Here is a 14,963-nt window from a genome sequence, read left to right as displayed (position 1 = left end):
CCTGTTTCAAGCCCTGTCAAAGTGCCCCCTGATTTGAAAGAAAAAGTACGCTGCGCGGCCGTCGAAAGCGGTTTCAGCGCCTGTGGGTTCAGCAACGCGCTGCCCCTGCCGGCGATTTCGCTGCTTGAGAAGTGGACCAGCGCCGATCGGCATGGGTTCATGGACTACCTCGAACGCGACCAGGACCTACGAGTAGACCCCGGAGCGCTGTTGGCAGACGCCGCCAGCGTCATCGTGCTCGCGTTGCCCTGCGCAGCGCCGCCGCCGCCCCCCTTCGACTGGCGATCCTCTTTGAAGGGACGTATCGCCTCCTACGCGGCCGGTGAGGACTACCATCATGCGATGGGTCGCAAACTAGAGTCGTTTACAGAGCAACTACAACGCCTGGCTCCCGGTGAGCTTCGTTGGCAGGTAGACGCGGGGCCCTTGCTGGAAAAAGATTTCGCGCGCCGCGCCGGCCTCGGCTGGTTCGGACACAACACCAACATCCTCACCCGGGACGCGGGTTCCTGGGTCATGCTAGGCGTCATAATTACCACTGCCTTGATAGAACCCGACCCGCCTTTTGAAGAGGATCACTGTGGAAGCTGTCGAGCCTGCCTGCCCTCGTGCCCAACGGGAGCCCTCGACGACGGGCCGACGATCCAGGCGGACACCTGCATCTCTTATCTGACCATTGAACTCCGAGGGCCATGGCCGCTGCGCCTGCGTCCGCTGGTGGATAACTGGATTTTTGGCTGTGACCTCTGCCAACTGGCCTGCCCCTGGGGCCCCGCGCTGAGGGCCGAAGACTCACTGGGTGAATTTCTATATCCATCGCTGATCGAAATACTGAAGCTCAGCGAAGACGACTTCCGCGACCGTTATCGCGGCAGTGCCGTCCTCCGCGCCAAACGGAGGGGCCTGGCCCGTAATGCCGCTGTGGCCCTGGGTAACAGCGACAACCAGTCTGCTGTTGGTCCATTGGCCGAAGCCCTGGCCAGCGACCGCGACGAGCTCGTCAGGGCCCATTCAGCATGGGCCCTGGGACGGCTGCACGGCAACGAGGCCCTCGCGGCGCTCAACCGATCAGCAAAAACGCAGGCCCCTCCGGTACAAACCGAAATAGAACTCGCGAGAACTGCCTGCCGGGCAGCAACGTCTCAGCGGTTGCGTTGATCGGCCTGCATCGCCCTTATCGCGGCCTGGGCAGCCCTGAGTCCGGCCGTCTGCCCGTCCTCAAACGCAAAGCGAGCGTCGAGGGCCAGCTCGGGAAAGTCGTGGGGGTTTTTCAGATCGTCGGCCGTAAGGCCCGGCTTCAACCTGCGCGCCATATCAAGCACCCGCGCTTCCTGTTGCCCGATCATTTTTTCCAGCATGGAGATTGCCTCGTCACTCAACTTACGTCCCCCTGTCGCGGTGAAACCTGGTGGGTTGCTGCAGCTTGACCCGACGCCACCCCCGGCGCAGCATTATCCCGCTTGCGCCCTTACGGTGCCAGCGGGGCCCAGGATGCAAGCCGAAACAGGAACCGCCAAGGACAGCAGCGCGTTGTTCGAGCAATTCACTGTGCTCGATCAGCCGGATCTTTACTCGCGTGAACGCTGCGACGATATCCAACGCCTGGTTGAAGAAATAACCGAGCTCAAGCGCGAAAACGACGCGGTAATCCTCGCCCACAACTACCAGCGGCCCGAAATTTTCGAAGTAGCCGATTTTGTCGGTGATTCACTCGAGCTGGCAAAGCGCGGAGCCCAAGTTGAACAGGGGACGATTGTTTTCTGCGGTGTACACTTCATGGCCGAAACAGCCAAGATACTTTCGCCCGAAAAACGCATCCTCATCCCCGACTCCAATGCTGGATGCTCGCTCGCGGAGAGCGTCACCGCGGAAAGTCTCGTGGAGATGCGCGACGAGTTGCGCCAGCAGTACCCCGACCTCGTGGTGATCTCTTACGTGAACACAACGGCAGAGGTAAAGGCCGTGACCGACGTGTGCTGCACATCATCAAATGCGATCAAGGTCGTGGAGTCGGTTGACAGCAACAATATCCTTTTTGTACCGGACGAAAACCTTGCCGCCTATGTTGCCCGTCATACCAGCAAGAACATCATCGCCTGGGAAGGAAACTGCTATGTTCACCACCAGATCAACCCCGAGCAGATCGAAGAAGTCCGTCGTGTGCGGCCGGAAATTCGCGTCCTCGCCCACCCCGAGTGCCGCGAGGACGTGCTCGACATAGCCGACGCGGTTTTGAGTACCAGCGGCATGATGAAATTCGCCCGGGAAGACGACGCCAAGGAATTTCTCGTAGTCACTGAGTGCGGCCTTTCTGATCGGCTCCTGCTCGAAATTCCGGACAAGCGCTTCTTTAAATCCTGCCAGTTGTGCAAGTACATGAAGATGATCACACTGGAAGGAACTCGGGATGCGCTCGTGGAAGGCCGAGACGAGATCAAACTGACCGCCGAACTCTGCGACGCGGCTCGCTCGTCTGTCGAAAGGATGTTCGAGCTGGGCTGAGACTGTCAGCTCAAACCGATATCCAAGATGCCAGCAGTCTTTCTTGCAGCCGCCCTGCCCTTTGTTGTTTCCCCCGTCCTACTGCTGTTTCGGCGTTCTGATCGCCGTGCGGGCTTATTCACTGCCGCTGCCTGCGCCGGTGCTTTCGCCTGTTTTGTCTTGGTAGCCCTGGGAGTGTCTCCGGCCACCGTCGCGCTCCCCTGGATTGGCCCCCTCGGCTTGTCTTTTTCCCTGCACGCAGACCCGCTGGCACTGTTCTTTGCCCTGCTCATCACCGGGGTGGGTTTCCTTGTTGCGGCCTTCGCGACCAGCTACCTCGACAGTAACGAGAATTTTCCCCGCTTCTTCAGTTTTCTCATGTTGTTCACGGGTTCGATGCTCGGCGTCGTGCTGTCGTCGAACCTGATGGCCTTGTTCGTGTTCTGGGAGATGACGAGTTTTTCGTCCTTCCTGCTCATCGGCTTCTGGCACCACCGCGATCGCTCTCGATACGGGGCACTAAAGGCACTGGTGGTAACCGGCAGCGGCGGACTCGCGATGCTGCTGGGCTTTGTCATGGTCGGCATCGTCTGCGGCAGTTTCGAAATCGCAGTTCTGGCTGAACGCGGAGCTCTGTTGGCAGCCAGCCCATGGGCCACTCCGGCTGTACTCCTCATCATTGCCGGAGTCGTAACGAAATCGGCCCAGTTGCCTTTCCACCTCTGGCTGCCTTCGGCCATGGAAGCGCCGACGCCGGTCAGTGCTTTTCTACACGCCGCCACGATGGTCAAGGCGGGCTTGTTTCTGGTTGCCCGCCTCGGGCCACTGCTGAGTGTCGTGCCCCTATGGACCCCTACCCTGGCCCTGTTCGGCCTGCTCACGATGACCTGGTGCGGCTGGCTGGCGCTGAGGCAGAAAGACCTCAAGGCATTGCTGGCCTTCTCGACCGTGAGCCAACTCGGATTGATCCTGGTGCTGCTCGCTCCGGCTGAGCCCGACACCACGGCGGCCGGCCTACTTCACCTTCTCAACCACGCATGCTTCAAGGGAGCGTTGTTCCTTCTCGTCGGCGTACTCGAACACGAGCTGCACACCAGGGACCTGTCCTTGATGGGGCCATTGCGGCGAAACATGCCCTTCACGTGGCTGCTCATCGCCCTGGCGGCGCTATCGATGGCCGGTGTACCACCCATGGGTGGTTTCGTGTCCAAGGAGCTGTTTCTCGATCACCTGCTGGACGGGCACCCATTGTCGGCCCTGCTGGCGGTGACGGGTGCGGTCCTGACGGCTGCATACTGCTTTGCGCTGGCGGCCGGCCTCGCGACAGGGCGCAGGGCTGAAGGCCCACGAGGCCAGGACCCGTCGCCTTCGCTGTTGCTACCGCCGGCCCTGCTGGTCGCAGCGACAATTGGTCTTGGTTTTTTTCCCGACCAGCTGGTTGGAGAACCGATCGCCGCGGCGACCCTGGCCGCCACCGGAAGCTCCGTGACGGGCCATTTTGCTGTCTGGCACGGCGTTGGTCCCTCCTTGTGGACTAGCGTCTTCGTTATTTCCATGGGCCTGGCCCTGTGGTGGGGCTGGTGGCAAAAGCGAATACCTCCCGCGCCCACTCTTTTCGCCGACCGCGTGTACGATCACGCCCTTGAGCAACTCGAAACCCAGGCCCGACGCCTTACGGCCTCCTACATGAGTGGAATTCTCTGGCGCTACTGTTCGGTGATCCTGCTCACGGTTATCGTCGGCGTCGCCGTGGTCGCGGCCAGCCAGGGATTCGTGATGCAGGACGGCTGGTCTTCCCGTCACGCTGGCCCCTGGGACCTGGCTGTCTGTGCAACGGCTATCCTGGCCGCGCTCGCCACGCTCAAAGCGCGTACTCGACTGGCGGCCATCCTTGCGCTGGGAGCGTCCGGTTTCTCACTGGCACTCTTGTTTGCGCTTTCGGCTGCGCCCGATCTGGCCCTCACCCAGATCATGGTCGAGACGATCTCCGTGCCTTTGTTCCTGGCCGTGTTCGCTTTCCTGCCACCCTACCAGGTAGATCGTGTCCGGCGAGCGCGCCCCCTGCACGCGCTGCTTGCCGTCGCGGCCGGACTCGGAACCGCATTGTTGCTCGCAGCCTCGCGTTCCCAACGAGTAACGGAACCAATCTCTTCATATTTTGTCGACAAGAGCGTAGATGCTGCCGGCGGTCACAACGTGGTCAATGTTATCCTGGTCGACTTCAGGGGCCTCGACACACTGGGTGAAATTACAGTACTGGGAGTGGCGGCTATCGCCTGCTACGCCATCATAAAACTGCTCGGCGAAAAAGAGGCGGGCAGGTGAACGATTCGCTGATACTCGCCACCGCCGTCCGTATCACGCGGCCGGTCCTCTTCCTCTTCGCCGTGGTCCTTTTCCTCAAGGGCCATAATGCCCCGGGCGGCGGCTTTATTGCCGGCCTGGTGACCGCCGTAGCCGTTCTCCTGGGACTTCTCGTCCACGGACACGGGAACAGGAAAACCGGCCGCCCGACTTTCCTTTATGTAGTCGCCGTTGGACTCGGCCTGGCCTTGCTCACCGCCCTTGCACCGACCCTGCTGGGCTGGCCGTTTTTTACCCACAGCTTTGGTTTCATCAATCTACCACTGCTGGGATCGGTCGAGCTGGCAAGCGCCGCGCTCTTTGACCTCGGGGTTTACGTCGTCGTCGTGGGCAACGTCGTGACCGTACTGCACGCGTTAACGGAGAGACACTGATGCATTTCGCCGTGCTCACTGTGGTCGCCGTGTTCATCACTTGCGGTGTCTACCTCTTACTCGACCGCACGCTCCTGCGCGTTGTCATCGGGCTGGGACTGCTCTCCAACGGGGTGAACCTAGCGCTACTGGCCAGCGGTGGCCTCGACGCAGGTGCCGCGCCGATCCTCGGTCAGGGCCGTGCGGCGATAGTCGATCCCTTGCCCCAGGCCCTTATTCTCACCGCCATTGTCATCGGCTTCGGGGTAACTGCGTTGCTGTTGACGCTGGCCTTTGCCAGCTACCAGTCCCAGCTGAGCGACGACCTTGAAGACCTGCACGGAAGGCTGGATGATGAATAACCTCTGCGTGTTACCGGTTGTCATTCCGATGGCTGCCGGCGTGCTGCTCATATTCACCCATGCGCGCCCCGCCTTGTCGCGGGCGATAGCGATCTCGGCCAACATCCTCTCTCTCGGCGTAGCACTGGCCCTGGTAGAAACGGTGCGTGCGGACGGCATACAGCTTCTCGCATTTGGTAACTGGCCGGCCCCCTTCGGCATCGTATTCACGGTGGACATGCTATCGGCGCTGATGGTGGCAGTGACCATGGTGGTTTCGACAGCGACCTTGCTTTTCGCGAGCGTGTCTCTCGACGACCTTCTTGAAAAAAACTTCTTCTATCCCCTGTTCCAGTTTCTTCTAATGGGCGTCAACGGCGCCTTTTTAACGGGAGACCTTTTCAATCTCTTCGTGTGGTTCGAAGTGTTGCTGGTCAGCTCTTACGGTTTGATGGCCCTGGGCAGCCAGGCTTACCAGTTGCAGGAAACCTTCAAGTACCTCGTCGTCAACGCGCTGTCCTCGGCCCTCTTCCTGATCGGGATCGCCTTGATCTACGGCGCCACGGGTACGCTCAACATGGCCGACCTCGTCTTCAAGTTCCCGGCCCTGGCCGAGTCCGGGATGGCCGGGGTGATTACTGTTATTTTTCTCGTTGTTTTCGGCATCAAGGCCGCCCTGTTTCCACTCTACGTCTGGCTGCCGCGGGCTTACTACGGCCCACCGACCGTGATTGCGGGTCTGTTCGGCGGTCTGCTTACCAAGGTGGGAGTCTACGCGCTCTTTCGTACAGTCACGCTGTTTTTCGCGCCGGCCTCAAGTTTCGTGTTGCCCTTACTTTCCTTCGTGGCCGGCGCGACCATGCTGCTGGGCGTACTCGGCGCGCTGTCACAATGGGACTTCAAGCGGATCCTGTCCTACCACATCGTCAGTCAAATCGGCTACATGATCATGGGGCTTGCGATCTACACCCCCCTGGCACTGGCGGGTGGCATCTTCTACATCATCCACCACATCCTGGTGAAGACCTCTTTGTTTCTCGTCGCGGGAGCCGTGGAAAAACGCTACGGCACGACCAACCTGCGGGCTCTAGGCGGTGCCGCTGATGGCTCGCCCCTGCTCGCCACCTTGTTCATGCTTGCGGGCCTCGCGCTGGCCGGGGCGCCACCGCTGAGCGGCTTCGTCGCCAAGTTCATGTTGCTGCGCTCAGGCCTCGAAGCGGCCAATTACGTGATCGTTGCGGTCAGCATCGTGGTGAGCTTTCTTACTCTCTACTCGATGATGAAGATTTACCGCTACGTTTTCTGGCGTGAGGAAACCGAGACCGCCATCGTTGTCCCGGGAGAACCGGTGAGGACTTTTGCCATCGCGTCGCTGGTGACACTCTCGCTCGTAATGGGCCTCGGCGGCGCGCTGTTACTTCCCTACGTTGAAATCGCCGCCGCCCAGCTGCTCGACCCGGCTGCCTGGGGAACAGTTGTCCTTGAGGCTCGCGTAAGATGAAGAGCGCCTGGTCACTACTCTGCCTACTGGCGAACTTCACGTGGAACCTCCTGCTTTCAAACCTGGAGGTGGCCAGGATAGTACTGAGTCCCCGGCTGCACATCAGGCCCGGCTTGATCGCCTACCGCACTGAACTGAAAACCGACCTCGCTATCACCGCCCTTGCCAACATCATTACCCTCACACCGGGCACGCTCACCTTGGAAGTATCCAAGGACAGGACGGTACTTTTCATCCACGCGCTCGACATAGAAAAACCAGAAGTAGTCACTGACAACATACGTGGCTCTTTCGAAAAACGATTACTGGAGTTGGAAGAATGCTGGAGTCGGTAGCAAGCTGGTGCCTGGTTTTCCTCTCGCTGTCCTTGCTGGTGTCGCTCTACAGGGTGGTCCGGGGACCGAGCGTAGCGGACAGGGTCATTGCCGCTGACACCATGACAACTTCGGTACTTGCCGTGGTGGTGGTCGGAGCCATCCTGGCTGACAGCAGGGATTACACCGACACTGTGATGGCACTGGCCGTTGTCAGTTTTTTCGGAACCGTAGCCTTCGCGCGTTATCTCGTCAGGGGCCGGCCTGTTGATTGAGACTCTCATATCGATCGCGCTGGTTTGCGGCACATTCTTTACCGTAACCGCTTCGCTGGGCCTGTTAAGAATGCCCGACGTCTATTCTCGGCTGCACGCGGTAACCAAGGCTTCTACCCTGGGTACGGCCGGCGTCCTCGCAGGATCGGCGTTACATGCCCTGGAGGCCGGGCAGGGATTCCTACCGGAGATTCTCACGGTCATATTCGTGGCCCTGACCAACCCGGTGGGTGCTCACATGATCGCTCGATCGGCCTACCTCATTGGGATTCGGATGGCCGACATCTCGGTTATCGACGAGATGCAACGGGCCGGCGAACACGCGCATACCTCCCACGACAAGGACTGATTTCTCCCCGTCCAGCTTAGCCCTGCACCCGCCGTGCCCGGTCGTGGTATTCTTAAAGGATGGCTGCCGCCGTGCCGGCGGCCTTTCGACGTGCGTAAAAAGATCTCCCAACTCGGTGAAATGGTTGTGCTGTTCCGCGACGCGCTGGTCACCGGCCTGCGCGACCCTCCGTCGAGAACCGCAGTGATCAGCCAGATGCACGAAGTGGGCGTACGTTCTCTCTCGATCGTAAACCTGACCGCGGTTTTTACCGGCATGGTAATGGCCCTTCAGTTGGGCTGGTTCCTGAGCACCTTCGGCGCCAAGATTTTTGTCAGCCGGGTGGTCGGCTTCGCCATCATCTCCGAACTCGGGCCCGTTCTCACCGCCCTGATGATTGGTGGACGCGTGGGTGCCGGCATGGCAGCCGAGCTGGGCACCATGAAGGTCACCGAGCAGGTAGACGCCCTGAGAGCTCTCGGCACCGACCCTGTCCAACACCTGGTAGTGCCGCGGCTGGTGGCCATCATCGTCATGCTGCCCCTGCTCACAGCAATGGCCGATCTCGTTGGGGTACTCGGGGGCATGGTCATCGCCTGGCTCGAGCTGTCGGTGGCTCCCTCCTTTTACTTCACCAGCCTCGTTCAGTTTCTCACCCTTGGGGACCTGTGGCGCAGCCTTGCCAAGGCCACCGTGTTCGGCGCGATCATAGGTACCATAGCCTGCCACCAGGGGCTCAAGGCGAGGGGCGGCGCTGACGGCGTGGGCCACGCCACGACTGCAACCGTGGTCAAAGCCTCCATAACCGTGCTGGTGACAAACTTCTTCCTCAGCAAGGCACTGTTGATGTTCACATGAGTAGACCTGAAACACTGCTTGAATGTCGGGATCTGTACCGTAGTTTCGGCGATCTCGAGGTGCTCATAGGCACCAACTTTATCGTCAAGCGTGGGGAGACGGTGGTCATCATGGGCCGCTCAGGCTGCGGTAAGAGCGTGCTGCTCAAGCACTTGAACGGTCTCTACAGGCCCGACAGGGGAAGCGTGTTTTTCGACGGCGAAGAGATCAGCGGCAAGAGCGAGAAGGAACTCGTCTCGGTACGTCGCAGGATAGGAATGCTCTTCCAGGCGGGTGCCCTGTTTGATTCTCTAACCGTCGGCGAGAACGTCGCGTTTCCGCTGGAGCGCTACGGCCTCTACCCGGGTGACGCCCGCGCCGACCGCATCGCCGAGCTGCTCTCCTTCGTGAGCCTGGAGGGCACAGAAGATCGCATGCCCTCCGAACTGAGTGGGGGCATGCGCAAGCGCGCAGCCCTTGCCCGCACGCTGGCCCTCGAACCTGACCTGTTGCTCTACGACGAGCCCACCACCGGCCTGGATCCGGTCACCGGGCACCAGGTAAACCGCTTATTGCGGGACCTGCAAGCCCGCCTGGGGCTAAGCGCGGTCGTGGTTACTCACGATGTAAATACGGCAAGATACGTCGCAGACAAGATTGCCTTCCTGTATGATGGAGGGATACGAGAAATCGGAACGGTAGAGGGTGTGTTCGCCAGTACGGACCCCGTGATCAGCGGGTTTCTCTACCCTGACTCCGCCCGGCCGGGGCCTCGTTAACAGGTACCTGAGTGAAAGATACTGGCAATCAATCCTTTGCTGTAGGCGCGCTCACTATCACCACCCTCGTGATAGTCATGGTCGCGGTGTTCCTGGTCGGACAGGAGCAACGCTTCTGGGAGGGGAAAAACCACTACCGCATCGAGTTCACCCGGACCAACGGATTGCTGGAGGGTGCCCACGTGGCCCTCAACGGCGTATCGGTCGGCTCGGTGAGAAAGATGCGCTTCCCTAGCGACCCCCGCGCCCAGTACGTGGAGGTGCAGTTATCGGTCTCGAGTTCTGTGGCCAACCGAATACGACAAGACACGGTCGGGCGCATACAGACGCTGGGCATGCTGGGCGACAAGTACGTGGAACTCTCTGCTGGTTCGGTTGACGCCGAACTGCTTGCCCCCGGAAATCTCATCCGCTCGGTCGATCCGGTCGATTACGAAGCCATCCTGGGACAGAGCGGTGACGTTGTGAGTAACGCTATCGAAGTAACTGCTCTCCTGCGGCAAGTACTCAACGACGTGCTGACCGGAGAAGGCGTGGTAGGACGCCTCATCAACGACAAGGATTTTGGCCTTTCCTTCATGGAGGACGTCAACAGCACCGCTGCCAGCCTTGAATCTGCGAGCGCCAGGATAGATCGCCTCGCTGCACGGGTTGAACAGGGAGAGGGGACCATGGGCAAGCTGCTATCCGATGACGGGCGCGTCGACGCCATTATCGAGAACCTGGAAGACGCCTCGGCCGACGTCGCGGACTTTGCCGGCAGCCTCAACGAAGGAAAGGGCACCCTCGCCCGACTTGCTCACGACGAGCAATTTGCCGCCGAAACGCTCGACAGTTTCAGATATTCATCGACCAGTATCGCCGCCATCACCTCGAAGATAAACCAGGGCGAAGGTACCCTGGGTAAGCTGGTGAACGACGCTGCGTTGTACGATGGCGCTAACTCCTGGGTGTCGGGCAGCAGCAGGGGTGGTTTCTGGAAACTCCTTGGCCGCGGCCTGTCTTTCTTTGTTCCCGGCACAGAACAGGGTTCTTCCCCCCCCACAGAGACTCCCTGATAAGGCGACTGGCCGCTCGCGTCGCTGCTTATTTTGGGCCAGCTTTTGGGCCTCTCCTCGTCTCGACACCCCGTAGTATAGGGGCGTCGCACCGTGCGCGGCGCGTCATAACTTTTCCACCCCGGTGCTCCTTTGTTCCCAACGCTGGTTTTACCGTAGCAAGTTGCCCCACGGCTGAGTACCCTTATGGAGAGGCAAGACCGAAAGAGGAGCTCGCATGGCAGACAAAGACAGCACCCTGGTAAGCCAACTGACTGGAGAGGTCTTTCACGATCTCGTGGTCGAGGCCATGACGAGCGAAGCAGTCAGCTCTCCGCGAGAAACCGGATATTACCTGGTTACGGTGCTGCAGCGATTCGTGCGCACGACTCCCGGTGAACTTGAAAAAGTCTTCGGCGTAGAACTCCTGAGAGCGAGCAACGAAACCCCGGTCACACGCTACGTACAGCTCAAAAGCCTGGCCGATAGCTCACTCTTTCTTTCGGGCATCTTCCTCGACCACCTCGAGTCCCGCTTGCCGACGACCGAGTATTTTTTTGATATAGGAAGTAGAGCCTACCTCGACCTGGGAAGCCTCGACCGCGAAATCGGTTGCGGAGAAGGCGAGATCGCGCCCGTTTACCTGGAACTGAGCGAACATTTCGACTCCTACGTCAGGGTCCTGTCCCACATAGCCGATTCAGCCCTCTTCAATGACACCGAATCGCGGATGCGCCTGTACAAGGCTTGGGCCGAGGATAGTAACGAACGTTACACCCACCGCTTGATGCGCAGCGGTGTACTACCAGTAGACGGTGAGAAAACCAGGCACTGAAAGCCGCTGACGGCCTTCAACTGCCCGGCAGAAAGTCTACTTCCTTGCGGGCTTCGACGACCGTAAACAAGGACCAGGGGGAGGTCTTGTAACGGTTCTTGAGCCTGAGACTACGCTTACCGAGTACTTCATCGAGCGCCAGGCGAGTACTCCAACCCAGTCGCCGGGTGAGCGGGTCTACCATGTTGACGACCGCTCTTACCGCCCGACGTTGACTGCTGAAATGGTTGATGATGACCACGTCGCCATCTGCCTTGCAGATGCGGGCCATCTCCTGGACGAGCCGCCTAGGATCCGGCACGACGGTTACAACGTGGAAAGCGGTCACGTAATCAAAAGACCCGTCTTCGAAGGGTAGGTCCATCGCGTCCATGCACTCGAGCTTTATGTGCGCGTGGGCTTCGGGGTCCAACTTCTTGCGAGCCCGCTCGAGCATGTCTTCCGACACGTCGATTCCCGTGACATGGCAGTGCTCCGGGTAAGAGTCGAGGGACAAGCCGGTCCCGACCCCGACCTCTAGTACGCGAGCACCGGGTTCAATGCCCAGGCCAGACACGACGGTTTCAATACGTGAAGCAAAAACCCGAGTAAAAACCCGGTCGTACATGCCCGAAAAGTCAGAATACAACCTGCTGCGGTGGGGCTCCTGAACGCCCATATCCTGCTGTTGGAGATCAACCATACGTCACATTACCAAAGCCGGGGTCAACGCGCTCCGCCCTTCATGTATTCCACGACCGGGCTGGCAATAAAAACAGAAGAGTAAGTTCCGACAGAAAGGCCGATTATCAGGGTGTAGGCAAAGCCGTGGATCACTCCACCGCCCACGAAAAACAGTGCGAACAACACCAGCAGCGATGTGCCAGTGGTCAAAACGGTGCGGGAAAGGGTTTCGTTGATGCTCGTGTTTATCAGCAAACCCATGTCATCGCGGGAGAACTTCTTCATGTTTTCCCTGATTCTATCGGACACCACTACCGTGTCATTGACCGAATACCCCACCACCGTCAGCAGGCCCGCGACGACACTCAGGTCGATTTCAACGTTGGCGAGCGAAAGTGCCCCGATGGTTACCACCACGTCGTGTAGAAGAGCGATACCGGCCCCAACACCAAAGCGGAGTTGGAAACGTAACGCGATGTAGGCGCCCATCATCAATGTCGCAAACAAGACCGACAGGATGCCCCGACGGCGGAGTTCCTTACCTACTCGAGGGCCCACGATCTCGGTGCGGAGTTCTTCGAAACCGGATCCTGGTAGGGAATCGCGCAGTGCTTCCTTGATCGTAGCAGCGCGCCCTCCACCGACACTGGAATCCCCGGACGGTACTCGCAGCAGGTACTCGTGCCCCTGGGCACCGAACTCCTGAACCGAGATATCGCCCAGGCCCACGTCGTCAACGGCACTGCGCACCTGGCCAATAGATATTTCGTCCTCGAAACCCACGTGCACCATCAGCCCGCCAGTAAAATCGATGCCGTAGTTCAGCCCACCCTTCATCAATAACGACAGCAGGCCAACCCCGATGACCAGAGCTGAGAACGTGAACGCAATACGTCTCAGCTTGATGAAGTTGATGTTAATCCCAGGCTTTACGATCTCTAACATGACGTCTCCCGCTTGAGGGCCGGATTAAATACTCAACGAACGGTTGTTTGAACGCACAATCGTCAAATCGTGAAACACGCGGCTGGCAAAGACAGCCGAAAAGATAGTGCTGCCGATGCCGACACACAGGGTAAGGGCGAATCCTTTAATCGGCCCCGAGCCGAACTGAAACAGGATCAAGCCTGCCAGGAAGGTTGTAAGGTTGGAGTCGAGAATGGCTGGCAGGGCCCTGCTGTAACCCGCGTCGAGGGCCGCACGCGGGGGTTGCCCCTGGCGCAGCTCTTCGCGAACCCTCTCGTTTATCAAGACGTTGGCGTCAACCGCCATGCCCAGGGTCAGAACGATTCCCGCGATACCGGGCAAGGTGAGAGTGGCCTCGAAGCCTGCGAGGACCCCAAGAAGAATAAGCACGTTCAGCACCAATGAAAGATCGGCCAGGAAGCCCGAAAAGCGATAGTAAACCATCATGAAGAGGATCACCATGACGCCACCAAGCATGAACGAGCGCGTGCCGTTGACAATCGAGTCGCGGCCCAGGGATGGACCAACAGTACGTTCTTCAGCGATCGTAACCGGTGCGGGCAGCGCACCGGCGCGCAAGACTATGGCCAGGTCGCGGGCTTCGTCGAGCGTGAAGTTTCCCGTTATAGACGCGACCCCGCCTCCTATGCGCTCGCGGATCACCGGCGCGCTCTGCACCTTGCCGTCGAGAACAATCGCCAACTGCCGGCCCACGCTCTCGCGGGTGACCCTCTCAAAAATGCTCGCGCCGTGCCCATTGAGGGTGATCAGCACGTAGGGGCTATCGCCCAGTTGGCCGGGCCTGTGGCGAGCGTCCGAGATGACCTCGCCGGTCATAATAACCTCGGGCTCCAGGTTATACTGCACGTCGTAGCGCCCACCCGTAAGCGGGTCGACTTCAAAGCCCGAAAGAATCTTCTCTCCAGCTTTGCCGGGTTGGTCGGCAACGAGCAGGAACTCGAGCTGGGCCGTACGTCCGATCAGGGTCTTGGCCCTCTCGGGGTCCTGGACACCCGGCAGTTGGATGAGTATGCCATCCTTACCGGTTCTCTGAATGGTCGGCTCGTTAACGCCGAATTCATCCACCCGGTTCCTGATGGTCTCCAGCGCCTGGTCGACAGCCAGCTGCTTGATGTTGTCGACTTCCGGCTGGATGAAACGGTAGGAGAGACGTCGGCCGTCGTTGGTGGCAGCAGCTTCCACGTTGCCGTAACGGTCGGCAATGACGCTGTCTACTCTGTCGCGCTTGGATCGACTCACGAGGTCGAACGAAAAGCCCGTGTCACCGTCCACTGTCCAGTCCCTGGTCGCTATCTCCTCGTCTCGAAGCTCACGCTTGAGCTGCTGCGAGAGAAAGTCCACCTGGTTGGCGACGGCCTTATCGGAATCCACCTCGAGTACCAGGTGAATGCCCCCCTGAAGGTCCAGACCCAGGCGTATGGACTCGGAAGGAAACGCACCGGGCCACCACGACGGCAGCTCGCCGACCATGCCCGGAAACAGAAAAAACAGAGCCAGTGCCAACGATGAAAAAACAGCGCCGCTGCGCCAGGCAAGTCCGCGATTCACCCCTTCCCCTCCTTCTTGTCGTCCCTGGCCAGCTCGCCGATCTGGCTGCGCTGGAACTTGACCTTCACGTTAGAAGCCACTTCGAGAGTGACCACGTCCTCGCTGACCTCGACCAGGCGGCCATAGAGCCCCCCGGAGGTAATCACCTGGTCGCCACGCTTGAGGTTATCGACCATGGCCTTATGTTCTTTGGCGCGTTTCTGCTGCGGCCTCACCAGGAGGAAATAAAAAACCGCAAGAATGAGAATGAGCGGCAGAAAAGCCTGCACTCCTCCTGGCTGTCCACCAGCCTGGGCCAGCAGCACCCCTTCAAACATAAG

18 protein-coding genes are annotated in these 14,963 nt (G+C 59.6%); 13 read left to right on the top strand and 5 right to left on the bottom strand.

Translation table 11 applies throughout. From position 1 onward, the window contains the following. The first annotated feature begins 21 nt into the window (after positions 1-21). Entirely contained in the window at positions 22-1,158 is a 1,137-nt protein-coding gene (gene queG / locus EYQ35_12270) for a tRNA epoxyqueuosine(34) reductase QueG (protein ID HIF64909.1), read from the top strand. Here the strand turns inward: queG and EYQ35_12265 are convergent. Further along, positions 1,143-1,358, bottom strand: coding sequence for a hypothetical protein (locus EYQ35_12265; GenBank protein ID HIF64908.1), 216 nt, complete (start codon positions 1,356-1,358; stop codon positions 1,143-1,145). The genes queG and EYQ35_12265 overlap by 16 nt on opposite strands. On the opposite strand from EYQ35_12265, the gene nadA reads away from it, so the two are divergent. The 12 genes from nadA to EYQ35_12205 all read left to right on the top strand — a co-directional run bounded on the left by nadA (position 1,357) and on the right by EYQ35_12205 (position 11,445). Continuing rightward, entirely contained in the window at positions 1,357-2,502 is a 1,146-nt protein-coding gene (gene nadA / locus EYQ35_12260) for a quinolinate synthase NadA (GenBank protein ID HIF64907.1), read from the top strand. The genes EYQ35_12265 and nadA overlap by 2 nt on opposite strands. Before the next feature lie 27 nt (positions 2,503-2,529). Then, on the top strand, positions 2,530-4,806 hold the full coding sequence (locus EYQ35_12255) for a DUF4040 domain-containing protein (protein ID HIF64906.1): 2,277 nt from the start codon (positions 2,530-2,532) through the stop codon (positions 4,804-4,806). Beyond that, entirely contained in the window at positions 4,758-5,219 is a 462-nt protein-coding gene (locus tag EYQ35_12250; protein ID HIF64905.1) for a Na(+)/H(+) antiporter subunit B, read from the top strand. Before EYQ35_12255 ends, EYQ35_12250 begins: the two co-directional genes overlap by 49 nt. Beyond that, positions 5,219-5,560, top strand: coding sequence for a Na(+)/H(+) antiporter subunit C (locus EYQ35_12245; protein ID HIF64904.1), 342 nt, complete (start codon positions 5,219-5,221; stop codon positions 5,558-5,560). The genes EYQ35_12250 and EYQ35_12245 overlap by 1 nt, the downstream gene beginning before the upstream one ends. After that, positions 5,553-7,040, top strand: a complete 1,488-nt coding sequence (locus EYQ35_12240; GenBank protein HIF64903.1) for a Na+/H+ antiporter subunit D — start codon at positions 5,553-5,555, stop codon at positions 7,038-7,040. Before EYQ35_12245 ends, EYQ35_12240 begins: the two co-directional genes overlap by 8 nt. Further along, positions 7,037-7,375: a hypothetical protein gene (locus tag EYQ35_12235; protein ID HIF64902.1), complete on the top strand. Its 339-nt coding sequence runs from the start codon at positions 7,037-7,039 to the stop codon at positions 7,373-7,375. The genes EYQ35_12240 and EYQ35_12235 overlap by 4 nt, the downstream gene beginning before the upstream one ends. Then, positions 7,360-7,629, top strand: coding sequence for a Na(+)/H(+) antiporter subunit F (locus EYQ35_12230; GenBank protein HIF64901.1), 270 nt, complete (start codon positions 7,360-7,362; stop codon positions 7,627-7,629). The genes EYQ35_12235 and EYQ35_12230 overlap by 16 nt, the downstream gene beginning before the upstream one ends. Continuing rightward, positions 7,625-7,978, top strand: a complete 354-nt coding sequence (locus EYQ35_12225) for a Na+/H+ antiporter subunit G (protein HIF64900.1) — start codon at positions 7,625-7,627, stop codon at positions 7,976-7,978. Before EYQ35_12230 ends, EYQ35_12225 begins: the two co-directional genes overlap by 5 nt. A gap of 90 nt (positions 7,979-8,068) precedes the next feature. Next, positions 8,069-8,815, top strand: coding sequence for an ABC transporter permease (locus EYQ35_12220; GenBank protein ID HIF64899.1), 747 nt, complete (start codon positions 8,069-8,071; stop codon positions 8,813-8,815). A gap of 14 nt (positions 8,816-8,829) precedes the next feature. Next, positions 8,830-9,573 carry an ATP-binding cassette domain-containing protein gene (locus EYQ35_12215; protein HIF64898.1) on the top strand — a complete coding sequence of 248 codons (744 nt, stop codon included), beginning with the start codon at positions 8,830-8,832 and terminating at the stop codon, positions 9,571-9,573. Positions 9,574-9,584: 11 nt separating this feature from the next. Next, positions 9,585-10,631 carry an MCE family protein gene (locus EYQ35_12210; GenBank protein ID HIF64897.1) on the top strand — a complete coding sequence of 349 codons (1,047 nt, stop codon included), beginning with the start codon at positions 9,585-9,587 and terminating at the stop codon, positions 10,629-10,631. Positions 10,632-10,848: 217 nt separating this feature from the next. Further along, entirely contained in the window at positions 10,849-11,445 is a 597-nt protein-coding gene (locus tag EYQ35_12205) for a hypothetical protein (GenBank protein ID HIF64896.1), read from the top strand. A gap of 16 nt (positions 11,446-11,461) precedes the next feature. Here the strand turns inward: EYQ35_12205 and EYQ35_12200 are convergent, their stop codons facing one another. The 4 genes from EYQ35_12200 to yajC all read right to left on the bottom strand — a co-directional run bounded on the left by EYQ35_12200 (position 11,462) and on the right by yajC (position 14,960). Then, the gene (locus EYQ35_12200; GenBank protein ID HIF64895.1) at positions 11,462-12,127 is read right to left on the bottom strand and encodes a class I SAM-dependent methyltransferase; all 666 of its coding nucleotides are present in this window, start codon (positions 12,125-12,127) and stop codon (positions 11,462-11,464) included. A gap of 23 nt (positions 12,128-12,150) precedes the next feature. Next, complete coding sequence (gene secF / locus EYQ35_12195; protein ID HIF64894.1) at positions 12,151-13,053, bottom strand: protein translocase subunit SecF; 903 nt, start codon at positions 13,051-13,053, stop codon at positions 12,151-12,153. A 24-nt stretch (positions 13,054-13,077) separates the two neighbouring features. Then, entirely contained in the window at positions 13,078-14,565 is a 1,488-nt protein-coding gene (gene secD / locus EYQ35_12190; protein ID HIF64893.1) for a protein translocase subunit SecD, read from the bottom strand. A gap of 74 nt (positions 14,566-14,639) precedes the next feature. After that, on the bottom strand, positions 14,640-14,960 hold the full coding sequence (gene yajC / locus EYQ35_12185; protein ID HIF64892.1) for a preprotein translocase subunit YajC: 321 nt from the start codon (positions 14,958-14,960) through the stop codon (positions 14,640-14,642). Positions 14,961-14,963 lie beyond the last annotated feature (3 nt).

This window comes from Candidatus Binatota bacterium (assembly GCA_012960245.1).
GTDB lineage: Bacteria > Desulfobacterota > Binatia > UBA1149 > UBA1149 > UBA1149.
Note: the sequence above shows the minus strand (reverse complement) of the source record. Positions and strands in the feature narration are given on the sequence as shown.